Below are 21,424 nucleotides of genomic sequence, written 5' to 3' on the forward strand. Positions count from 1 at the left end.
CATGGCGCTCGCCACCCAGTGCCCGCATTGCCATACCACGTTCCGGGTCGCCTCGGACCAGCTCAAGCTCCGCGGCGGCATCGTCCGCTGCGGCGCCTGCCAGAGCATCTTTGACGGCAGCGCCCACCTGATCGACCTGGATGCGCTGGCGGCCAGCAAGGAGCAGGCGGCGCAGGCTTCCGCAACGGAAGCGCCCGCCCCCGCCCCCGCCGCCGCCGATGAACAGGACGGCGAGCCCGTCTACACCCTCGATTTCGATGCCGCCAAAACCTTCGATGCGCTCGGCATCCTGCCGGAAGCGCCGCTCGATGCGTCTTCGCCTGCGCCGCGCGCACAGGTGTGGCGGAATGGCGGCGGGAATGCGTCGGCGCCGGATCGGGAAGAAGCCCAGCCGGCGCCGGATGCCGATGCCGATGCCGATAAGGCGCCTGCAGCCGGCGCCGAAGCCGCCGTCGGCGACATCGCCGAGCTTGTAGCCGACGACCTGCCGCCGGAACCGGAACCGGAACCTGAACCTGAACCGGAGCCGGAGCCCGCGCTGGCCGATGCCGGCGTTGAACCGGCGCCCGCCGATCCCCCGGCATCCGCCTACGCGCCGCAAGGCCGCATCGAGCCCAGCTTCGAACTGCCGGTCGACGAGGAACTGGTCGCCCAGCCGCTGCCCGACGACGAGCATGGCTCCCACGAGGAAGCGCCCGCAGCCGCCACCGGCGCAGCCATCGAAAGCGGCGACATCCCCCTGCTCCTGCGCGCCTCGGCGGCCAGCAACGACAGCCTGGCGCCCGCGGCCGCCGCGCCCGCGTCCAGGTCCGCGCGCGCAAAAGCGCTCGAAGCCCGCTCGCGCCGCTCCAAGCTGACCCCGACGAAAATCGAGGCGCCCAAGCTGCGCGTTCCGGCCAATGCCGAAGCCGACGAGCCGGAGTTCGTCAAGCGCAGCCGCAAGCAGGAGCAGTCGGGCCGCACCCGGCGCCTGCTGATGCTGGGCGGCGCCGCGCTGCTGGCGCTGCTGCTGGCGGCCCAGCTGCTGGTGAACTTCCGCAACGTGCTGGCGGCCCGCTATCCGGGCGCCAGGCCGGTCCTGAACGCCGGCTGTGCCCTGCTGGGCTGCCGCATCGGCCTGCCCATGCAGATCGAGAACCTGGCGATCGAAACCGGCGAGCTGTCCACCCTCGGCGTCGACACCTACTCGCTCAACACGCTGCTGCGCAACCAGGGTAGCCTCGTGCAGGCCTGGCCCAGCATCCAGCTCGAACTCACCGACGCCAACGACAAGCCGCTGCTGCGGCGCGTGTTCGGCCCCGCCGAGTACCTGCCGCAAGGCGTGCCGGCCGCCGCCGGCTTCGGCGCGCGCTCGGAGCAGCCGGTCCGGCTGAACTTCGCGCTCACCGGGCTCAAGCCGTCCGGCTACCATATGATCGTTTTTTATCCCTGATTCGTTTCACCCTTTTTCGGACCCACCATGACCAAGACTGCCCTGATCTGCGGCTCGATCGCCTTCGACAAGATCATGCAATACCAAGGCCGCTTCGGCGAAACCCTGCTGGCCGACCAGCTGCACCGCGTGAACGTCTCCTTCCTGGTGCCGACCCTGCGCACCGAGTTCGGCGGCTGCTCGGTCAACATCGCCTACAACCTGAAGATGCTGGGCGGCGATCCGCTGATCATGGGCACCATCGGCCAGGACGGCGGCGACTACCTCGAGCGCATGGCAAAACAGGGCCTGGCGACCAACGCGATCCGCACCATCGCCGACGCCTACACCGCCCAATGCTTCGTCACCGCCGACCTGGACAACAACCAGATCAACGCCTTCCACCCGGGCGCGATGCAGTTCTCGCATGAGAACAGCCTGGCCGACTACCTGCCGCTGCGCGTCGCGATCGTCTCGCCGGATGGCCGCGACGGCATGATCAAGCATGCGCGCGACTGCTTTGATCGTGGCGTGCCGCTGATGTTCGATCCGGGCCAGCAGCTGCCGATGTTCAGCGGCGACGAACTGCTGACCTTCCTCGACCAGGCCAGCTACCTCGCCTGCAACGATTATGAATTCGAGATGGTGATGGACCGTACCGGCCTGCCGCTGCAGGACATCGCGGCGCGCCTGGACGCGCTGATCGTCACGCGCGGTGAACATGGCTCGGACATCTACGCCGGCGGCGAGCATCACAAGATTCCGGCAGTGCCCGCAAGCAGCGTGGTCGATCCGACCGGCTGCGGCGACGCCTACCGCGCCGGCCTGCTGTTCGGCATCGCGAACGACCTGGACTGGCCGACCAGCGGCCGCCTGGCCAGCCTGCTCGGCGCGATCAAGATCGGCCACCAGGGCGGCCAGAACCACAGCTTCACGCCGCAAGAAATCGCTGACAAGTTCGAAGCGGCGTTCGGGTACCGCTTCTGAGCCTTCCGCCTAGAAGAAGAAGGCCTGGCCCAGCAGGTACTTGACGATCTGTAGCAGGATCAGCGCGACCAGGACCGACAGGTCCAGGCCACCCACCGGTGGAATCAGGCGGCGCAGGGGCCGCAACAGCGGGTCGTTGAGCGCGTGCACGAAGGGCGCCAGCGGCGCGTGCGGGTTGATCCAGCTGAAGATCACCTCGATGATCAAGAGGCCCATGAAGCCGTAGATGATCCAGTTCAGGAAGCGGAACAGGGCGACCAGCAGGACGGTCTGCCCGCTCGCTCCCGCCAGCAGCAGTACGCAGCTCGCCAGCAGCACCACCAGGAAAGCGCCGATCAGGCTCGCCCAGTCATAGCCGCCGACGCCCGGCAGCACGCGGCGCAGCGGGCGCACCAGCCAATCCGTCAACGTGAAGGTGAACTGGGCCACCGATGCCGGCGGCCGCACGCGGATCACCTGCATCCAGAAACGCAGCAACAAGACGCCACCGACCACGCTAGCCGCGGTATCGACGATCAACTGAAGAATGGTCAGCACAAGCTCTCCTTAAAAAAAAACCGCTGTGTGAATCTCTCACACAGCGGTATTTTGCCTGAACCAGGCAGGATTGGGATTACGGACGGCTGCTGGTCGGGAAAGGCCATGCTGCCGGTGCGATCACCGATTTCGCTGCCGGCTGGGCCGACGAGCTTGCCGAGCCGCTGTCCTGCTTGGCTTCGGCCTTGGTTTCCGACTTGCTGTCGGCCTTGGCTTCCGGCTTGGCTTCCGCTTTCGCTTCCGGCTTGGCTTCCGGCTTGGCGTCGGCTTTCGGCGCGGCGGCTTTCTTCGCGGCCGGCTTGGCTGCGGCCTTCACTGCCGGCTTGGACTCGGCGGTTTTGGTGGCTGCGGTTTTGGTGGCCGGTGCTTTGGCAGCGGTCGAGCTTGCAGCTTTGGCCGGGGCCTTGGCAGCGGTCGAGGTCGAAGCAGCTTTGGCCGGGGCTTTAGCAGCGGTTTTGGTTGCAGCAGCTTTAGCCGGAGCTTTGGCAGCGGTCTTGGTTGCAGCAGCTTTAGCCGGAGCTTTAGCAGCGGTTTTGGTTGCAGCAGCTTTGGCCGGAGCTTTAGCAGCGGTCTTGGTTGCAGCAGCTTTGGCCGGGGCTTTAGCGGCGGTCTTGGTTGCAGCAGCTTTGGTCGGGGCTTTAGCAGCGGTTTTGGTAGCGGCAGCTTTCTTGGCCGGAGCTTTGGCAGCGGTCTTGGTTGCAGCGGTTTTCTTTGCCGGAGCCTTAGCAGCCGATTTGGTTGCGCTAGTCTTCGACACTGTCGAAGCCGAGCCTTTCTTTGCCGGAGCCTTAGCAGCCGACTTGGTTGCGCTAGTCTTCGACACTGTCGAAGCCGAGCCTTTCTTTGCAGGAGCCTTAGCAGCCGATTTGGTTGCGCTAGTCTTCGACACTGTCGAAGCCGAGCCTTTCTTGGCCGGAGCTTTAGCAGCCGATTTGGTTGCTGCGGCTTTCTTGGCCGGAGCCTTGGCAGCCGACTTGGTTGCAGCAGCTTTCTTTGCCGGAGCCTTGGCAGCCGACTTGGTTGCTGCGGCTTTCTTTGCCGGAGCCTTGGCAGCCGATTTGGTTGCTGCAGCTTTCTTTGCCGGAGCTTTAGCAGCCGACTTGGTTGCAGCAGCTTTCTTTGCCGGCGCTTTTGCAGCCGACTTGGTTGCAGCGGCTTTTGCCGCCGGCTTAGCAGCCGATTTGGTTGCTGCGGCTTTCTTTGCCGGTGCAGCCGATTTGGTTGCAGCTGCCTTCTTTGCCGGTGCAGCTGCTTTGGTTGCTGCAGCTTTCTTGGCCGGTGCTTTCGCAGCGGTCTTGGTTGCTGCGGCTTTTGCCGCCGGCTTTGCAGCCGGTTTGGCAGCGGCCTTAGCGGCCGGCTTTGCTGCCGGTTTCGCTGCGGCTTTCGCTGCCGGCTTGGCGGCTACTGCCTTTTTGGCGGCGGTGGTTTTATCGGCTGCTTTTGCGGCCGGCTTTGCTGCGGTTTTCTTAGCGGCTGTTGCCATTTTATGTTCTCCTTCTCTGCGATGAGAAAAATACGCTACAAGGTTTGAACCCGTCCAACCCGTCTGCTTGGTCGGGCGAATTATTCATCGGCGCACACTCGCGTCTGCGTCAATGAATCCGGCACCAGCTGAACTGCTGCAACTCCTCAAGTCTGCAGCACTTCAGCTATCGTCGTCGCCGACGACCTGAAGACAAAAGTTCGTTGGTTCACTGTACTGTTCAAACCGCAACCCGCAAGAGCGCGAAAAGAAAAAGCCGCCATGCCCGAATTAATTCAGGCAATGCGGCTTGTTCTTTTCGCGAAGCTTACGTGCATACTGAATGAATCAGCGTCCCATTTTTTGATCGGTTTGCCACCCGTTTAACGTGGTAAAAAAATCTACGTTCACGTTTTGACAAATTCAATCACGTAAAGTACACGAAAACCTTGTCAGTGCGCAACCCGCACACAGTATTTTTCATGCCTTTCCGCTTGGGCGAACTCTTATCGACGGCTTTCTATCGATCGTCGCGATAACTTTGATCCAATTCGTACTCCAGCTCCTTCAAAAACAAGCGCGCATCGATCGCGCATTCCATACAAAATCCAATTCCCTTTACTCGCCCGCCGCGCCAATCCGCAGCAGATCCATCTTGCAAAGCCAGGCCAATCCGCGCAACAAAGTCGGGCGGTCGCAAGGGCCCAGCGCATCCACCAATTCGTCCACCTGCATCGGCCGCGACTCGATCGAACCGAAGATCTGGCCGAATTCCTCCAGCGTCGGCAGCGACGATGTGGCGAAGCGGTTGATCCCCAGTTCGCGGTACTGGCGCAGCAGCGCGAGCGAGGCATCCGGCGCCAGCTCGACCATCGATTCCGGCGTCAATTGCGCGCTCGGATAACTCGCGAACATCGCAAACGGATCGAGCCGGTCCGGCGCCAGCTGCGGCAGCGCCGGCGTCAGCACGGCATCCGCGCGGCGCCGCTCATCGAGCTCGCTCCATAGCGCGCGGTAGCGCCCGAACACCACCCGCCAGTCGAACTCCTCGCGTGCGCGCCGGCGTCCGTTTTCGCCCAGCTGCCGGCGCAGTCCGGCGTCCCCGATCAGGCGCTCGAAGGCCTGCGTCAGCTGAGCGCCGTCCAGCGCCACCGCCTGGCTGGTATGACCGCAATACTGGTCGTAACTGTCGACGCCATCGTCGTAACGCTGCGCGAGGTCAAGGCCTGCGCCTGCGCCGGGCATCACGGTCGCGATGCGGTAGCCGTCGACGCCTTCGCGCACCGTGTCGCGGTAGCCGTTCCAGTCGCTCACCACGCAAGGCAGCCCGGCCGCCATCGCTTCGAGCGGCGTCAGGCCGAAGCTTTCCTGCACATTGTCCGACAGCGAGGTGAAGACGTCGGCGGCGGCCCAGGCGGCGGCCTGGCTGCCGGCTTCGCGGCCGTCGAGCAGCACCAGGCGCACCGATGGACACAGCAGCGCCGCGGCCTCGCGGAAGGCCTTCTCGATCGCCTCGTTGGCGAACCAGCCGCACAGGATCAGGTGCACCTCGCGGCCATCCTTGCCGGCGCGTTCGAGCGCACTGAACATCTGCTGCGGATGCGCTTTCGCGTGGAAAGACAGGCGGCCGAAGAAAAGGAAGGCGACGTCGCCGTCTTCGATGCCGAGCCGGCGCCGCGCCTCGCTGCGGCCGGCCTCGTCGAATGCGAAGTCGCGGCCATGCACGCCGAGCGGGATCAGCGGCAGCTGCGGCAGTTCGAAGCGCTCGGCGCCGAGGCGCGCGCGCAGGTACTCGGCCTGGCGCTCCAGCACCTGGCGCACGCTGTCGCGCACCACGCGCGAAGTGCAGATCACCGCATCCCAGCTGCGCAGCGGCGCCACCAGCAGGTTGGCGATGCCGCTCGTCACCGCGTGGGTCGCGATCGTGTGCGTGACGCCGCACAGGCTGTAGCGGCGCTCGCCCAGGCCGAGGCGGCGCCAGGCCAGGCGTTCGATCCCGGGCCCCGGGTGATACAGGCTGCCGAAGCGCTCCAGCTGCTGCGGCTTGCCGCGGCTGACCCACTCGACCCCGCCCTTGAATCCATGTTCGCGCAGCGCGCGCTCGCACTCGACCGCTTCGGCCGCGCCGGCGGCAAAGCAGCCGACCGTCGCCAGTTCGCTCTGCGCGACGGCACGCATCAGCGCGGCGCCTGCCGCGTGGCGTCCCATCGGTTTCGGCGCGGCGGCGGAATAAGCCTCCGGGACGAAGTGCAGTGCGAAGCGGTCCTTCATCTATCTTCCTTCAGCAGCTCGAGGTAGGCCGGCAGGCCGACCGATTCGAAATCGTAGTCACGCAACACCGTCTCGCGCCCGCGCAGTCCGACGGCGGCGGTCTCGTCGGGGCGCGCGATCAGTTCGAGTGCGCGGCCGGCCAGCGCCGCGGTGTCGAAGAAGCCGGTCAGGTAGCCATTCTCGCCATCGCGGATCACTTCCCGCACCGGTCCCGTATCCGAACCGAGCACCGGTACACCGACCGCCATCGCTTCCAGCATGGACCACGACAGCACGAATGGATAAGTGAGGTAAATGTGCAGGCTCGAGACCTGGAGCACAGTGCGGTAGCTCGCATATGGAAGCTTGCCGAGGAAATGCACGCGCGACCAATCGACGGAATCCCCCAATTCGGCGCACAAGGCGGCGCGGTAGCTGTCGTATCCTTCGGGCGGACGCCGTCCGTAGCTGACGCCGTCGCCGCCGACCACCACCACCTGCAGCGCCGGATTGCCGGCCAGTAGACGCGGCAGGCTGCGCATGAAGACGTGGAAGCCGCGGTAGGGTTCGAGGTTGCGCGCGACGTAGGTCACGACCGGCTGGGCGCGGCTCAAGACACGGCCGCCAGGAAGCGTCAGGCGCGCCTGCGGGTCCGGCGTCAGCCAGGCGGTGTCGATGCCCTCGTGGATGCGGCGGATCTTGTGGCGCAGCTCGGGCGGATGCGCGTTCAGCTGCCAGCCGGTCGGCGTCACGCCGTCGTCGGCGGCCAGCAGCGACTGCATCAGCACCGAATTCTTGATGCGGATGCGCAGGCCGTCGTCGAAGCTGGATGGGTATTCGGGATCGAAGCCCACGTCCAGCCCGTTGGCCGCCCACCAGAACTCGCAGAACACCACCAGGCGCGCACGCGGGAACACGTCCTTGACGAACAGGCCTTCGCCCCAGCCCGGATGGCAGACCACCACGTCCGGCGCCCAGCCCTGCTTCTTCAGCTCGACGAGGATGCGGGTGACGGCCTGGCCGCGCCGGATGCAGCCTTCGAAATGCTTCAGGTAGTGGTGGGTCTTTTCGCCCGGTCCCTCCGGCTTCGCATACGCGATGGTGCGGATCTTGGGATCGAGATTCTCGCGCGCGACCGCGGCCTCTTCGCCGATGGCGACGAGTTCGACGTCTGGCCTCGTCTGCAGGTAGCGAATCAGCCGGCGGAACTGGCCCGGCAAATTCTGATGGATGAAGAGGACGCGTAGCATGGCTCGCATCATAGCTTTACTAGCAAGCCGGTGGCGCATCCCACGCACAAGCTTCCGCACAAACTTCTGCGCGAATCGTGATCAGCGGTTTGCGATGGCGATGACGGACCACTGCACGTCGACGACCGGCGTGCGCGTTTCGCGGTCGCGGCGGTAGCTGTGATAGATGAAGCGGCCGTCGCCGCCGCGGCGGCACATGGTGCATTCGGCCTGGACCGAGACGCGCTCGACGCCGGCCTGTCCCAGCTGCCGGCGCACGATCGCCGGCAGGTCGAGCCGGCGCAGCCGCGGCGCGACGGTCTCGCGCGGCAGGCCGGTGCGCGCCTGGAAGTCCTCGATCAGGTCCTCCGACACTTCATAGCAGCACGCATGCGCCGCCGGCCCGATCGCCGCGATCCAGTCGCCGGGATCGCCGCCGCGCTCGCGCACCAGCGCGGCAAAACGCTCGACGATGCCGGCATGCGCGCCGCGCCAGCCGACGTGCAGGGCCGCCACCTCGCCCCCATCCCGGCGCGCCAGCAGCACCGGCACGCAGTCGGCGGTGGCGATCGCCAGCAGCAGGCCGGCACTCGCGGTCAGCATGCCGTCGGCTTCGCCGCAGTCCTCGTTCGGCTGGGTCGCGATGGCGATATGGGTGCCGTGGCGTTCGTGCTGGACCGGGCGCCGGGGCCAGTAGGCGGGCAGCAGTCGGGGCAGATCGTCGTGGCGGCGGCCGAAGCCGTGGACGATGCCGGGGTGGTCGAGGAGCGGGCTGCGGAGCATGGGTTCGATGAATGAGGCAAGCGCGGGCAGCATAGCATGGCCGCGAGTGCCCTGATCCGGTCAGCAGCGCCCGGAAGCGGACACGGCGTGCTCTCTCCGGCGAAAAGGAATCGCCTTCATATCAGACACTTGGCAGATGGCATGCAGCTTGCTCATGCGTACAGCGAACGTCCCGTTCGAACCTCACCACCTGAAGGAGATATATGAGCATGCAACGTTTCTTGATGCGTTTCCAGGCAGCCGTCCTGATGGGCGCCTGCCTGGCCCTGCCCGCCCTGGCGCAGAATGGCCGCGGACCCGCAAGCCCGGACGAAATAGCCCATGTCGTCCAGATCGCGGCCGCTTCCGACAAGGACCCGGTTGCCACCATGACGTCAAGCGAGGGGCGTTGGCTCCAGAAATGGATCGACGAAGTCCCCGACTACAACTTCGGGCCCGACAAGGCCGCGTTCTGGCTGATGAGCGGCGCGGCCAAGGGTGAGCTCAAGCGTGTGGCGATTTTCCAGCATGCCGCCAGCACCGCCGCCTATCAGGTACAGCACCGCATTCCGGATCCCCGCCAGTCCCCCGAAACCCTTGAAGCAGTCACGATCGCGGGCCTGGAAGGCGTGCTGCGGGCGTACGAAAACCTGTTGCCGGCGCATCCCGATATTCGTTCCGCGGCACTGGATTCGGCGCTCGCCGCCCGCGACAAGGGTACGCTGGCGCAGTTCGTCGCCGGCTTGCCGCCGATGCCGCGGCGCTGATCGGGAGCCCGGCCATGATGCGAAGATGCCTGTCGCTGCTGTTCGGATGCGCGCTGTGCAGTGCGGCCCTGGGCCAGGCGCCGCCTGCTCCCGAGCGCCGCCTGATCGATGAAATCGCCGCGCGCGCGGAACTGATGAGCAACCTGGAGCAACTGTGCGACGAGGTCGGGCCCCGCCTCACCGGCTCGCCCGGGCTGGCCGCCGCCCAGCAATGGGCGATGGCGCGGCTGCGCGCCTACGGCGCCGTCAACGTGCACCTGGAAGCCTACGACATGGGACGGCCGTGGCTGCGCGGAACCGCGCGTGCGCGCCTGTTGAATGCGAACGGCATGGCGCTCGACGTCGTGCAGAAAGGCTGGACCGCCGGCACCGCCCGGCCGGTGCGCGCGGATGTGGCGCTGCTCGACGTGAAAACGCTGGACGAGTTCAAGGCGGTGGCGCCTTCGCTGAGGGGCAAGCTCGTGCTGGTCGAATCGGCGCCGAAGGCGACGCCGGAACAGCGCAAGGATCCGGCGCGCTACTTTGCCGCCGCGACGCAGGCGATCCACGACGCCGGGCTGGCCGGTGTGCTGCTGGTCTCCATGAAGGAAAACGGACTGCGCGACATGTGGGGCGGACCGCGTTCGCTGTTCGACCGGCACGCCGCGATCATCACGCGCGAGCACGCCAGCATGCTCAAGCGCTTGCTGGCGCGCGGGATCGTGCCCAGGGTCGAGCTGGCGCTGAACGGCGGTTTCGGCGCGCATGCGGCCATGGCGCATAACGTGGTTGCCGACTATCCGGGCAGCGACGAGACCGGCGAAATGGTCGTGCTGGGCGCCCACCTGGACTCCTGGGATCTCGGCGCGGGCGCAACGGACAACGGCAGCGGCACGGTCGCCATGCTGGAGGTCCTGCGCGCTTACCATGCGCTTGGCCTGCGTCCGAAGCGCTCCCTGCGCATCGTGCTGTTCTCCGGCGAGGAGCAGGGCCTGCTGGGCAGCCGCGCCTATGTCGCGGCGCACCGGGACGAACTGGCGCGGATCCAGGCCGTGCTGGTGCAGGATAGCGGCGCGGGACGTATCACCGCATTTCCCGACATGCGCAACGACGCGTGGTACGCGGCCTTGACCCGCGCCGTGGCGCCCGCCGCCAGCCTGGGGCCGGTGGATGTCGTCTACGGCATGGCCGGCGGATCCGACTTCGAAGCCTTCGCCAACCTGGGCGTTCCCGCCTTCCCGGCCATGCAGGACGAGCGCGACTACCGCAGCCATACCCAGCACAGCCAGGTCGATTCCTTCGAGCACGTCGATCGCGCCAACCTGGTGCAGGCGGCGCAGGTGCTGGCGGTGGTGGCATGGGGGCTGGCGAACGGCGAGCGGCTGCCGCGTTCGGCCCCGGCGAAATAAAAAGGCCGGATCCCGTCATCACGGGGTCCGGCCTTTTGCGGCCTGGCTCAGGCTAAGGGATCAGTCCCAGCTCAGCGCGCCGCCGGTCTGGTACTCGGTCACGCGGGTCTCGAAGAAGTTGCGCTCCTTCTTCAGGTCGATCATCTCGCTCATCCACGGGAACGGGTTTTCCTCGTTCGGGAACAGCGCGTCCAGGCCGATCTGGACGGCGCGGCGGTTGGCGATGAAGCGCAGGTAGCCCTTGAACATCGGGGCGTTCAGGCCCAGCACACCGCGCGGCATGGTGTCTTCGGCGTAGCGGTACTCGAGTTCGACGGCCTTCAGGAACAGCTGCTTGATCTCTTCCTTGAATTCCGGGGTCCACAGCTGCGGGTTTTCCATCTTGATCGTGTTGATCAGGTCGATGCCGAAGTTGCAGTGCATGGACTCGTCGCGCAGGATGTACTGGTACTGCTCGGCGGCGCCGGTCATCTTGTTCTGGCGGCCCAGCGCCAGGATCTGGGTGAAGCCGACGTAGAAGAACAGGCCTTCCATCAGGCAGGCGAACACGATGATCGACTTCAGCAGCTTCTGGTCGTTTTCCAGGGTGCCGGTCTGGAACTGCGGATCGTTGATGACTTCGATGAACGGGATCAGGAACTGGTCCTTGTCGCGGATCGACGGGATTTCGTTGTAGGCGTTGAAGATTTCCTTCTCGTCCAGGCCCAGCGATTCGACGATGTACTGGTAGGCGTGGGTGTGGATCGCCTCTTCGAAGGCCTGGCGCAGCAGGTACTGGCGGCATTCCGGCGCCGTGATGTGGCGGTACGTGCCCAGCACGATGTTGTTGGCGGCCAGCGAGTCGGCGGTCACGAAGAAGCCCAGGTTGCGCTTGACGATGCGGCGCTCGTCTTCGGTCAGGCCGTTCGGGTTCTTCCACAGCTCGATGTCGCGCTGCATGTTCACTTCCTGCGGCATCCAGTGGTTGGCGCAGCCGGCCAGGTACTTGTCCCAGGCCCACTTGTACTTGAACGGCACCAGCTGGTTGACGTCGGTCTGGCCGTTGATGATGCGCTTGTCGTCGGCGTTCACGCGCTTGGCGACGTCGGCGGCGCTGACGCCTTCCGGTGCGGCCGCGCCGGCGGCCGGTGCGCTGGTGATCGGTTCATCGTCCCATGACAGAGCCATGATGTTTTCCTTCTATATATAGTTAGCTAGCCGTCGTCCCCGCGAAGGCGGGGACGACGGATCAAATATTACTGGCAGGCTTCGCACTCGTCGAAACCGGCGTCGCCCGGACGCAGGTAGCAGGCCGCGCCTTCCACCACATCCGCCGATGCTGCCGGAGCGGCAACCGGAGCAGCAGCCGCCGCTGCCGCCGACAGGCCGCCATCGACCGGCACGGCGTTCAGGGCGCCGGTGCGGGTGGTCGACTTCTCCATGTGGGTGGCCGCCACGGTGCGCAGGTAATAGGTGGTCTTCAGGCCGCGCAGCCAGGCCAGTTTATAAGTCTCGTCCAGCTTCTTGCCCGAGGCGCCGGCCATGTAGATGTTCAGCGACTGCGCCTGGTCGATCCACTTCTGGCGGCGCGAGGCGGCTTCCACCAGCCACTTCGGCTCGACTTCGAAGGCCGTCGCGTAGATCTCGCGCAGGTCTTGCGGTGCGCGGTCGATGCGCGACAGCGAGCCGTCGAAGTATTTCAGGTCGTTGATCATGACCTCGTCCCACAGGCCGCGCGCCTTCAGGTCGCGCACCAGGTAGCCGTTGATCTCGGTAAACTCGCCCGACAGGTTCGACTTCACGTACAGATTCTGGAAGGTCGGTTCGATGCAGGCCGACACGCCGATGATGTTCGAGATGGTCGCGGTCGGGGCGATCGCCACGCAGTTCGAGTTACGCATGCCGAACTGCTTGATGCGGTTGCGGATCACGGTCCAGTCCATGGTTTCAAGCGTGTCCTGCTCCAGGTATTGCGCACCGCGCTCTTCCGCCAGCAGCTTGATCGAGTCCTGCGGCAGGATGCCGCGGTCCCACAGCGAACCCTCGTAGGACTGGTAGCGGCCGCGCTCTTCCGCCAGCTCGGTCGAGGCCAGGTAGGCGTAGTAGCAGACGGCTTCCATCGAGCGGTCGGCGAATTCCACGGCTTTATCCGAAGCGAAGGGCACGCGCATCATGTGCAGACAGTCCTGGAAGCCCATGATGCCCAGGCCGACCGGACGGTGGCGCAGGTTCGAATTGCGGGCCTTGTCGACGGCGTAGTAGTTGATGTCGATGACGTTGTCCAGCATGCGCATCGCGGTGCGGATGGTCTTCTGCAGCTTGACCGCATCCAGGCCGTCGCCCTTCATGTGGGCCGGCATGTTGACCGAACCCAGGTTGCAGACGGCGATTTCGTCGGCGTTGGTGTTCAGCGTGATCTCGGTGCACAGGTTCGACGAGTGCACCACGCCCACGTGCTGCTGCGGCGAGCGGATGTTGCACGGATCCTTGAAGGTGATCCACGGGTGGCCGGTCTCGAACAGCATCGACAGCATCTTGCGCCACAGGTCCAGCGCTTCGATCTTCTTGTAGACCGACATTTCGCCGCGGGCGGCGCGCTCTTCGTAGGCCAGGTAGGCCTGTTCGAAGGCCTTGCCGACCTTGTCGTGCAGGTCCGGCACTTCGGACGGCGAGAACAGGCTCCACGAGCCCTTCTCCATCACGCGCTTCATGAACAGGTCCGGAATCCAGTTCGCGGTGTTCATGTCGTGGGTGCGGCGGCGGTCGTCGCCGGTGTTCTTGCGCAGGTCGAGGAATTCCTCGATGTCGAGGTGCCAGGTTTCCAGGTAGCCGCAGACCGCGCCCTTGCGCTTGCCGCCCTGGTTGACCGCCACCGCGGTGTCGTTCGCCACTTTCAGGAACGGGACCACGCCCTGCGACTTGCCGTTGGTGCCCTTGATGCGCGAACCCATCGCGCGGACCGGGGTCCAGTCGTTGCCCAGGCCGCCGGCGAATTTCGACAGCAGCGCGTTTTCCTTGATCGCGTCGTAGATGCCTTCCAGGTCGTCGCCGACGGTGGTCAGGTAGCACGAGGACAGCTGCGAGCGGCGGGTGCCCGAGTTGAACAGGGTCGGGGTCGAGCTCATGAAGTCGAAGCTCGACAGCAGGTTGTAGAACTCGATCGCGCGCGCTTCGCGGTTCTCTTCACGCAGCGACAGGCCCATCGCGACGCGCATGTAGAAGGCCTGCGGCATCTCGATGCGGGTTTCGCGGATGTGCAGGAAGTAGCGGTCGTACAGGGTCTGCAGGCCGATGTAGCCGAACTGCAGGTCGCGGTCGGCGACGATGGCCTTGGCCAGCTTCTGCAGGTCGAACTTGGCCAGTTCCTCGTCCAGCAGCTCGGCGGCGATGCCCTTGGCGATGTACTGCGGGAAGTAGGTCACGTACTCGGCGGCGGCGCCGGCTTGCGGGACTTCCTTGCCGAAGACTTCCTTGCGGATGGTGTGCAGCAGGATGCGCGCGGTGACCTGGCTGTAGGCCGGGTCCTTTTCCATCAGCGCGCGGGCGGCCAGGATGGCCGACTTGTGCAGCTCTTCGACCGGCACGCCGTCGTACAGGTTCTTGACCGTTTCGGCCAGGATGGCGTCGGCGTCGACGTGCTTTTCCAGGCCCACGCAAGCGGCGCCGATCAGCGACACCACTTCGTTCATGTCCAGCGGACGGCGCACGCCGCCATCGACCACGGTGAATTGCGGCGTGTCGGCCTGGGTCGCGCCCGAGGCTTCCTTGGCGGCGCGGCGCTCGTCCATGCGCTTGGCGCGGTACAGCACGTATTCGCGCGCGACGTCATGCTCGCCCGAGCGCATCAGGGACAGCTCCACCTGGTCCTGCACATCCTCGATGTGGAAGGTGCCGCCGTTCGGCTGGCGGCGCACCAGGGCGGCGACCACGTTGTTCGTCAGCTGCTCGACCAGGTCGCGGATGCGCGCGGACTCGCGGCCCTGCTCGCCGTTCACGGCGAGGAAGGCCTTGGTCATGGCGACCGCGATCTTGCTGGGAGCGAACGGCACCACGGCGCCGTTGCGGCGGATGATGCGGTAGTCGTTATTGGCGACCAGCTCGGCGGCGCTCGCGCCGGCAGCCGTTCCTGGTTGCGGATTGATGGAGATGTCCGAAGATGTTTGCATTGAGCCTCCCAGGATGGCTGCGCCACCGACTGATAAACGATGAATGCCAACTGTGCAAAGTTGGCAGCCTAATAACTTTTTAAGAATAATAAAGAGGAGAAGCCTGTTCTAAAAAAGCCTGCAACCGGCCCTCCTCTGCTTGGCTGACTCCTGCCACTGACTACTAGATCTAGTGTTGGAGCGCCGTATGGACCTAAGTATAGTCGATATTCGGAAATATCAAAGACCCCGCCGAGCGGATTTTTTTCTGGTGCCGCGCTTGACTTTTGCCAAGGCGAATCATTCCGGGCCTTGGAATGAAAGTAAGCACTAACATAAGCTTTGAAGGGCGCCACGCTGCTGTCGCTTGGCGCCCTGGATGCCCACAAATAGGGCATGTTGCGATGGCGAAAAGACAACAGCGTATGAGCGAGGTCAAGGCTCCGGCGCGTGGATATCCAGCTTCTGCATCTGGTATCGCAACTGCCGCACGCTGATGCCCAGCAGGCTCGCGGCCTGGGTGCGGTTGAACTGGGTCTGCTGCAGGGCGCGCTGGATGATGTCGCGCTCGATCTGGCAGAGGTAGTCCGGCAGGTTGCTGGGCAGCTCGCCGGCGCCCAGCGCGGGCAGGCTGTCGGGCGGCGCCGGCGTGGGCGCCATCGTCGGCGCCGAGGCGCTGGCGCCCTGGGCCGCGGCCGGCGCCGGCACCGGCGCGGCGGCAGCTTGCGCCAGCGCCTGCAGCTGCGGCGCCTCGCCCTGCCCGGCCAGGCGCGCACCCTTCAAGGACAGGTCGCCGACTTCGATCACGCCGTCGTTGGCGAAAGCCAGCGCGCGTTCCAGCACGTTTTCCAGCTCGCGCACATTGCCGGGGAAGGCATAGCCGCGCAGCGCGTCCAGCACGCCGGCGCCCAGGCGCGCATTGCCCGGTCCCGCCAGCCGCACCAGGATGGCGTCGGCCAGCAGCGGCAGATCGTCGAGGCGCTCGCGCAGCGGCGGCAGGGTCAGCTCGATCACGTTCAGGCGGTAGAACAGGTCCTGCCGGAACTGGCCGTTCTCGACCAGCCTGGCCAAATTCTTGTGGGTGGCGCTGATGATGCGCACGTCGACCGCCTCCTCGGCCGTGGCGCCGATCTTGCGCACGCGCCGCTCCTGGATCGCGCGCAGCAATTTGACCTGCATCGCCAGCGGCAGGTCGGCCACCTCGTCCAGCATCAGGGTGCCGCCGTTGGCGGCCTGGAAGAAGCCGTCGCGCTCGTCGGTGGCGCCGGTGAAGGCGCCCTTGCGGTAGCCGAAGAACTCGGCCTCCATCAGCGCTTCCGGAATCGCGCCGCAGTTCACGGCCACGAAAGGCTTGCCGGCGCGCGCGCTCTGGGCGTGGATCTCGCGCGCCGCCAGCTCCTTGCCGCTGCCCGATTCGCCGTTGATGGCGATCGGCGCCTGCGAACGGGCCAGCCGCCCGATCTGGGCGCGCAGCGCCTGCATCGCCTGCGAACGGCCGAGCAGGCGCGAGTTGCCGGCTTCAATCCCCGCTTCCGCATCCTGCGCCGCCTGGGCCGCCGGCTTCTCGGACAGGCGCAGCGCCGAACGCACCATGGTGCGCAAATCGTCCAGCACCACCGGCTTGGAGACGTAGTCGAAGGCGCCGGCCTTCAGCGCGATCACCGCGTTCTCGGCGCTGCCGTAGGCGGTGATCACGGCGATCGGGGTGCCGCGCCCGGTGCCGGCGACCTCGCGCACCAGTTCCAGGCCGGTGCCGTCGGGCAGGCGCATGTCGGTCAGCACCAGCGCGTATTCAGTCTGGCCGAGCAGGGATCTCGCTTCGCGCACGGTGGAGGCGCTGTCGACGTCCAGTCCCATCTTGACCAGGGTGATCTCGAGCAGCTCGCGCAGGTCGGCTTCGTCGTCAACTACAAGGATGCGGGGAGAACTCATATATCTATATAGAGAAGGTGATCACGAACCGTCCCGGCGCATCGAAGCCGGCGGGACCGTCCACCCGGTATTCGTAGTCGAGCATGGCGGCGTTGTTCAGGCACAGTTCGCGCGCCAGGTAGAGCCCAAGGCCGGTGCCCTTGCTCGAGGTGGTATAGAAGGGCTCGAACAAGTGGGCGCGTACCTCGGCCGTGATGCCCGGGCCGTCGTCCTGCACGTGCAGTTCGACGCGGCCGGTGGCATCCAGCACCGGGAACAGCCGGATGCTGGCCGGCTTGCCGCTCGCATAGCGGATCGCATTGCCGAGCAGGTTGACCAGCACTTCGCGCAGGTGCAGGCCGTCGAAGCGCACGGTGCGGTCGCCGGCATCGCCGATCCACACCATATTACCGGGCAGGCCATGGGTTTCCGTGAATTCGGCTTTCAGCTCTTCCAGGAAGGCTTTCAAGTGCACCGGCTCGCCGCCCGGCTGTACCTTGCGCGACAACTTGAGGATGTCCTCGACCATGCGGTTCACGCGCGCCACGTTGTCGCCGACGATGCGCAGCAGGCGGGTCTCGGCGGGGCCGTTCAGGTCCTCCGCCAGCAGCGAGGTCGCATGGCCGATCGCGGACAGCGGGTTCCTCACCTCGTGCGCGATGCTGGCCGTCAGCCGTCCCATCGAGGCCAGTTTCAGTTGCTGCGCCTGGTTTTCGATGGCGCTCACGTCCTGCATGAAGATCACGCTGCGCTCGGCCGCGCCGTTCGGGGTGTCGACCCTCGCGAAACGCAGCTTCAGGTGCACCGGCTGGTCGAGGCGGCCGCGCACCGGCCCGTCCTGCTCCTGCCAGCGCTTGATGGTGACGTGGGCGTCGGCGGCGCCGGCGGCCAGCCAGGCCTCGAAGCCCTGGGCCACCGGCTCCAGCGCGGCGCTATCGGCCAGGCGGAAACCGGTGCCGGCTCCCCCATCCCCGGCTTCAAGACTGTCGGCTTCCAGCCCCAGCATGCGGCGCGCCGCCGGGTTGCCGCTGAAGACGAAGCCGTCGCTTCCCACCACCAGGATGCCGTCGCCGACGTCGTCGACCACGATGCGGTAGACCGCCTGCTGGACCCGCAGGTCGGCGCCGCGCCTGGACGCCAGCTCTTCCTGCCGGATCAGGCGCGCCGCCAGCCGGCTCACCACCACCACCACGGCAAAGAAGGCGGCGCCCATGATCCCGGCCTGGAACAGCGGCGGCTCGTCCTCGCTGAGGAAGATCCGCCAGGTGCTTTCGGCCAGCATGAACAGGGTCGCGAGCGAGGCCGAGAACAGCGCCAGCACCAGCGGCGCCAGGATCGCCGCCCCGGCCAGCGGGAACAGGTAGAGCAGCCCGAGGCCGCTGCGGGCGCCGCCGGCGGCCAGGTAGAGCAGCGAGATGGCGCCGATGTCGACCAGGACCTGGCTGGACAGCTGCAGCAGGAAACGGTGGCGCCAGCGCTGGGCGATGGCGGCAAACAGCAGCGCCGCCGCCATGTAGGCGATGCAGGTCTCGGCATACGCCGTGCCGATCATGTGCCCGCGGCGCGCGTCGTAGGTCAGGTAGACCAGCAGCACCAGCGTGATCACGATGCGCGTCACGGTGAAGGTCTGGAGCGAACGCCAGAAGGTCTCCCGCGACGCGGCGGACAGTGGCTGCCAGGGCGCCATGCGCCTCAATCGGGACGAGATGAAGCCGGCAGGCGCGCGTGCGCCTGGCTGCAGTAGTCCTGCCCGCCCTCGTGCACCGCTTCCGAGGCCGGGAAATAGATGCCGCAGTGGGCGCAGCTGGTCATGCGCTCGGATTCCTCGACCCGGGGCGGGGCGCGGGTGGCGCCGCCGGCGGGCGTGCCGCCCTGCCCGGCGTCCGGGCCGAATCCGCGCGCGGCCACCGCCGCCCGCAGCTTGCTGCGTACCGCCATCACCACCAGGATGATGAGCGCAATCCAGAATAACAGTCGCGTCATGTGAACCCCCGGTGCAGAACGACTTCCAGGACAAAACGGCTGCCGACATAAGCCAGCGCCAAGGTAGCGAATCCCGCCAGCGTGAAGCGCAGCGCGGTCTTGCCGCGCCAGCCGCGCCAGCGGCGTCCGGCCAGCAGCGCGGCGAACAGGAGCCACGACAGCAGCGCGAACACGTTTTTATGGTCCCAGCGCAGTGCACGCCCGAACAGCTGTTCCGAAAACACGATGCCCGACAGGACGGTCAGGCTGAGCAGCACGAAGCCGATGCCGATCATCCGGAACAGCAGCTTTTCCATGGTCAGCAGGGCCGGCAGCTGGTCGATGGCCGCGCCCAGCCAGCCCTTCTTGGCATTGCGGGTATGCAGGCGCGTCTCCTGAAGCGCCATCAGCACGGCGTGAAAGGCGGCGATGGTGAGCGTACTGTAGGCCATCACGGCCACGGCCACGTGCCAGCCGAACGCGGGACCCTGCACCGTCATCAGGCTGCCCGGGAACAGCGGCGGCAGCAAGCTTGAGGCGGCCGCGCAGGGCATCACCATGCGGCGCATGCCGTCGAGCGCGAAATTGCGGCTTTCGAGCCACCAGACCGCCACCGAAATCCACAGCGCGGCCGACAGCATGAAGGCGAAGCCGACCCGCAGCGTGCCATTGCCCAGCATGTCCGGCCACAGCGCGGAACCATGCAGGACCCAGGCCAGCGCGGTGACGCCGGAAATGACCGCGCCCCGCGGCGACGGCAGCAGGGCGCACACCGCATACAGGATGGCTGCGGCGATGAATAAGGTGGTTTGCATAGGGGCGAGTCTACACTATCCGGATGACGCAGGGACAGCTTACCGATACAACAACGAACGTAACGAGGGCCTCGAAAACCGTAGCGAGCAGGGCTCAGTTTGGGTCGAGAAGCGCAGCCGTACTTACGGTACGGCGAGCATCGCAGACCCAAAATGTGCCCGCGCAGTAGGTTTGCGAGGTCCTAATCCACCGCTGCCGACTTCATTTCCGCCTCATGATGCCTTTGCTGCTCTTCCATCACCAGCTGCCCCAGCTCGCGCTTGAGCGCATTGAACTCCGGCGCCGCCGGATCCCGCATGCGCGGCAAATCGACCATGATGTCGCGCTTGACCGTGCCCGGCCGGTAGGTCATCACGACGATGCGGTCAGCCAGATAGATCGCTTCTTCGATGCTGTGGGTGACGAAGATCACGGTCTTCTTCAGCTTGGCCCAGATGCGCAGCAGCTCGTCCTGCAGGTTGCGGCGGGTCAGCGCGTCGAGGGCGCCGAAGGGTTCGTCCATCAGCATGATCGGCGAGTCCAGCGCCAGCACGCGCGCGATCGCGACCCGCTGGCGCATGCCGCCCGACAGGTCCTTCGGATAGCGCTTGCCGAAGTCTTCCAGCGACAGCAGTTTCAGCAGCTCGGCCACGCGCGCGGCAATGGCGGCCTTGGCCACGCCCTTGATTTCCAGCCCGAAGCCGACGTTCTGCTCGACCGTCATCCACGGGAACAGCGCGTATTCCTGGAACACCATGCCGCGTTCCGGGCCCGGCCCGATGACAGGGGCGCCGTCCGCCGTGATCCCGCCCCGGGTCGGCGGCGCGAAGCCGGCGACGGCGTTCAGCAGGGTCGACTTGCCGCAGCCGGAAGGGCCGAGCAGGCAGACGAACTGGCCGCGCGGGATTTGCAGGTCGATGTTCTCCAGCGCGACCATGCGGCGGCCGTCGGTCTCGAACACCTTGCTGACGTTTTCAATGACGATGTGGGCGCTCATTAATCAGTGCTCCAGGCCGCGGTGCCAGCGCAGCAGATAATTATTCAGCGCGTTCATGACCGAGTCGATCGCCAGGCCGAGGATGCCGATGCTGATCATGCCGGCGATGATCTTGTCGGACCAGAAGTACTCGCGCGCTTCGGTAATGCGGAAACCGAGGCCGTTGTTCACCGCGATCATCTCGGACACGATCACCACGATGAAGGCGGTGCCGACGCCGATCCGCATGCCGGTCAGGATGTAGGGCACGGCGGCCGGCAGGATCACGCGCATGAACATGGTGGCGCGGCCGGCGCCCAGATTGCGCGCCGCGCGCAGGTAGATGCCGTCGACCTGGCGCACGCCGGCGATGGTATTCATCAGCACCGGGAAGAAGGCGCCGATCGCGATCAGGAAGATGGCCGGCGGGTTGCCCAGCCCGAACCACAGGATCGACAAGGGAATGTAGGCGATCGGCGGGATCGGGCGCAGCAGCTGCACCAGCGGATTCATCCAGGCATACACGATGCGGCTCGCGCCCATCGCCAGGCCGAGCGGCAGCCCCAGGACGGCGCCGACCGCGAAGCCCACCACCACCCGGTACAGGCTGCCGAGCGAGTCGCCGATCAACTCGCCCGAGAAGACCCAGGCCAGCTTGCTGCCGTTGGGGTTGTTCTCGTGCCAGGTATTGAAGTCCTGCAGCGGCATCAGGTAGGCCACCCACTTGTTCCACACCGCCAGCGGCGACGGCAGGACGTTCGCGTTGACCCATCCCATGCTCGCCGCCAGCTGCCAGACCCCGATCGCGATGACCGGCACGATCAGGCCGACCGCGATGTCATTCCACCTTCTTTTCACCATTC

Annotated in this window: 18 protein-coding genes; 5 read left to right on the forward strand and 13 right to left on the reverse strand. The window is 66.0% G+C overall.

Annotated features, from left to right (window positions below):
• Window position 1: 1 nt before the first annotated feature.
• A complete protein-coding gene (locus tag ACFPO9_RS24065; RefSeq protein WP_379775955.1) occupies window positions 2-1,432 on the forward strand; it encodes a zinc-ribbon and DUF3426 domain-containing protein in 1,431 nt (476 codons plus the stop codon).
• A 27-nt stretch (window positions 1,433-1,459) separates the two neighbouring features.
• On the forward strand, window positions 1,460-2,398 hold the full coding sequence (locus ACFPO9_RS24070; RefSeq protein ID WP_379775958.1) for a carbohydrate kinase family protein: 939 nt from the start codon (window positions 1,460-1,462) through the stop codon (window positions 2,396-2,398).
• Between the two features lie 9 nt (window positions 2,399-2,407).
• Here the strand turns inward: ACFPO9_RS24070 and ACFPO9_RS24075 are convergent, their stop codons facing one another.
• Together ACFPO9_RS24075 and ACFPO9_RS24080 are read right to left on the reverse strand one after the other, a co-directional pair.
• On the reverse strand, window positions 2,408-2,935 hold the full coding sequence (locus tag ACFPO9_RS24075) for a YggT family protein (protein WP_379775960.1): 528 nt from the start codon (window positions 2,933-2,935) through the stop codon (window positions 2,408-2,410).
• A 76-nt stretch (window positions 2,936-3,011) separates the two neighbouring features.
• A complete protein-coding gene (locus tag ACFPO9_RS24080) occupies window positions 3,012-3,251 on the reverse strand; it encodes a hypothetical protein (RefSeq protein WP_379775963.1) in 240 nt (79 codons plus the stop codon).
• Between ACFPO9_RS24080 and ACFPO9_RS24085 the strand changes: the two genes are divergently transcribed.
• Window positions 3,235-4,443 (forward strand): hypothetical protein, encoded by a 1,209-nt coding sequence (locus tag ACFPO9_RS24085; protein WP_379775966.1) that lies wholly within the window; start codon window positions 3,235-3,237, stop codon window positions 4,441-4,443. The genes ACFPO9_RS24080 and ACFPO9_RS24085 overlap by 17 nt on opposite strands.
• A gap of 572 nt (window positions 4,444-5,015) precedes the next feature.
• On the opposite strand, the gene ACFPO9_RS24090 is transcribed toward ACFPO9_RS24085, so the two are convergent.
• From ACFPO9_RS24090 to ACFPO9_RS24100, 3 genes are all read right to left on the reverse strand, one after another.
• Window positions 5,016-6,668, reverse strand: a complete 1,653-nt coding sequence (locus tag ACFPO9_RS24090) for a glycosyltransferase family 4 protein (protein WP_379775969.1) — start codon at window positions 6,666-6,668, stop codon at window positions 5,016-5,018.
• Window positions 6,665-7,897 carry a glycosyltransferase gene (locus tag ACFPO9_RS24095; RefSeq protein WP_379775972.1) on the reverse strand — a complete coding sequence of 411 codons (1,233 nt, stop codon included), beginning with the start codon at window positions 7,895-7,897 and terminating at the stop codon, window positions 6,665-6,667. The genes ACFPO9_RS24090 and ACFPO9_RS24095 overlap by 4 nt, the downstream gene beginning before the upstream one ends.
• 81 nt (window positions 7,898-7,978) lie before the next feature.
• A complete protein-coding gene (locus ACFPO9_RS24100; RefSeq protein ID WP_379775975.1) occupies window positions 7,979-8,659 on the reverse strand; it encodes a purine nucleoside phosphorylase YfiH/LACC1 family protein in 681 nt (226 codons plus the stop codon).
• Window positions 8,660-8,868: 209 nt separating this feature from the next.
• Here ACFPO9_RS24100 and ACFPO9_RS24105 point away from each other — a divergent pair, with 209 nt between their 5' ends.
• Together ACFPO9_RS24105 and ACFPO9_RS24110 are read left to right on the forward strand one after the other, a co-directional pair.
• A complete protein-coding gene (locus tag ACFPO9_RS24105; protein ID WP_379775978.1) occupies window positions 8,869-9,405 on the forward strand; it encodes a hypothetical protein in 537 nt (178 codons plus the stop codon).
• 14 nt (window positions 9,406-9,419) lie between these two features.
• Window positions 9,420-10,793: a M20/M25/M40 family metallo-hydrolase gene (locus ACFPO9_RS24110; protein ID WP_379775981.1), complete on the forward strand. Its 1,374-nt coding sequence runs from the start codon at window positions 9,420-9,422 to the stop codon at window positions 10,791-10,793.
• Between the two features lie 60 nt (window positions 10,794-10,853).
• On the opposite strand, the gene ACFPO9_RS24115 is transcribed toward ACFPO9_RS24110, so the two are convergent.
• From ACFPO9_RS24115 to ACFPO9_RS24150, 8 genes are all read right to left on the reverse strand, one after another.
• Window positions 10,854-11,960, reverse strand: coding sequence for a ribonucleotide-diphosphate reductase subunit beta (locus tag ACFPO9_RS24115; RefSeq protein WP_379775984.1), 1,107 nt, complete (start codon window positions 11,958-11,960; stop codon window positions 10,854-10,856).
• A gap of 68 nt (window positions 11,961-12,028) precedes the next feature.
• Entirely contained in the window at window positions 12,029-14,938 is a 2,910-nt protein-coding gene (locus ACFPO9_RS24120; protein WP_379775987.1) for a ribonucleoside-diphosphate reductase subunit alpha, read from the reverse strand.
• A 414-nt stretch (window positions 14,939-15,352) separates the two neighbouring features.
• A complete protein-coding gene (locus ACFPO9_RS24125; protein WP_379775990.1) occupies window positions 15,353-16,849 on the reverse strand; it encodes a sigma-54-dependent transcriptional regulator in 1,497 nt (498 codons plus the stop codon).
• A 4-nt stretch (window positions 16,850-16,853) separates the two neighbouring features.
• Complete coding sequence (locus ACFPO9_RS24130; RefSeq protein ID WP_379775993.1) at window positions 16,854-18,515, reverse strand: sensor histidine kinase; 1,662 nt, start codon at window positions 18,513-18,515, stop codon at window positions 16,854-16,856.
• Between the two features lie 5 nt (window positions 18,516-18,520).
• Window positions 18,521-18,811, reverse strand: a complete 291-nt coding sequence (locus ACFPO9_RS24135) for a PP0621 family protein (RefSeq protein WP_379775996.1) — start codon at window positions 18,809-18,811, stop codon at window positions 18,521-18,523.
• A complete protein-coding gene (locus ACFPO9_RS24140; protein WP_379775999.1) occupies window positions 18,808-19,605 on the reverse strand; it encodes a cytochrome C assembly family protein in 798 nt (265 codons plus the stop codon). The genes ACFPO9_RS24135 and ACFPO9_RS24140 overlap by 4 nt, the downstream gene beginning before the upstream one ends.
• A 182-nt stretch (window positions 19,606-19,787) precedes the next feature.
• Window positions 19,788-20,582, reverse strand: coding sequence for an ABC transporter ATP-binding protein (locus tag ACFPO9_RS24145; protein WP_379776002.1), 795 nt, complete (start codon window positions 20,580-20,582; stop codon window positions 19,788-19,790).
• A gap of 3 nt (window positions 20,583-20,585) precedes the next feature.
• A complete protein-coding gene (locus ACFPO9_RS24150; RefSeq protein WP_379776004.1) occupies window positions 20,586-21,422 on the reverse strand; it encodes an ABC transporter permease in 837 nt (278 codons plus the stop codon).
• Window positions 21,423-21,424 lie beyond the last annotated feature (2 nt).

The sequence above is a fragment of the Massilia aerilata genome (genome assembly GCF_042656905.1).
Lineage (GTDB): Bacteria > Pseudomonadota > Gammaproteobacteria > Burkholderiales > Burkholderiaceae_D > Telluria > Telluria aerilata.

Bases quoted from the DNA above. Each gene is read 5' to 3' on its own strand.
- ACFPO9_RS24065 (WP_379775955.1), top strand. From the start codon at position 2: ATGGCGCTCGCCACCCAGTGCCCGCATTGCCATACCACGTTCCGGGTC.
- ACFPO9_RS24140 (WP_379775999.1), bottom strand. From the start codon at position 19,605: ATGCAAACCACCTTATTCATCGCCGCAGCCATCCTGTATGCGGTGTGC.
- ACFPO9_RS24125 (WP_379775990.1), bottom strand. From the start codon at position 16,849: ATGAGTTCTCCCCGCATCCTTGTAGTTGACGACGAAGCCGACCTGCGC.
- ACFPO9_RS24090 (WP_379775969.1), bottom strand. From the start codon at position 6,668: ATGAAGGACCGCTTCGCACTGCACTTCGTCCCGGAGGCTTATTCCGCC.
- ACFPO9_RS24120 (WP_379775987.1), bottom strand. From the start codon at position 14,938: ATGCAAACATCTTCGGACATCTCCATCAATCCGCAACCAGGAACGGCT.
- ACFPO9_RS24145 (WP_379776002.1), bottom strand. From the start codon at position 20,582: ATGAGCGCCCACATCGTCATTGAAAACGTCAGCAAGGTGTTCGAGACC.
- ACFPO9_RS24130 (WP_379775993.1), bottom strand. From the start codon at position 18,515: ATGGCGCCCTGGCAGCCACTGTCCGCCGCGTCGCGGGAGACCTTCTGG.
- ACFPO9_RS24150 (WP_379776004.1), bottom strand. From the start codon at position 21,422: ATGGTGAAAAGAAGGTGGAATGACATCGCGGTCGGCCTGATCGTGCCG.
- ACFPO9_RS24105 (WP_379775978.1), top strand. From the start codon at position 8,869: ATGCAACGTTTCTTGATGCGTTTCCAGGCAGCCGTCCTGATGGGCGCC.
- ACFPO9_RS24110 (WP_379775981.1), top strand. From the start codon at position 9,420: ATGATGCGAAGATGCCTGTCGCTGCTGTTCGGATGCGCGCTGTGCAGT.
- ACFPO9_RS24135 (WP_379775996.1), bottom strand. From the start codon at position 18,811: ATGACGCGACTGTTATTCTGGATTGCGCTCATCATCCTGGTGGTGATG.
- ACFPO9_RS24095 (WP_379775972.1), bottom strand. From the start codon at position 7,897: ATGCTACGCGTCCTCTTCATCCATCAGAATTTGCCGGGCCAGTTCCGC.
- ACFPO9_RS24115 (WP_379775984.1), bottom strand. From the start codon at position 11,960: ATGGCTCTGTCATGGGACGATGAACCGATCACCAGCGCACCGGCCGCC.
- ACFPO9_RS24070 (WP_379775958.1), top strand. From the start codon at position 1,460: ATGACCAAGACTGCCCTGATCTGCGGCTCGATCGCCTTCGACAAGATC.
- ACFPO9_RS24100 (WP_379775975.1), bottom strand. From the start codon at position 8,659: ATGCTCCGCAGCCCGCTCCTCGACCACCCCGGCATCGTCCACGGCTTC.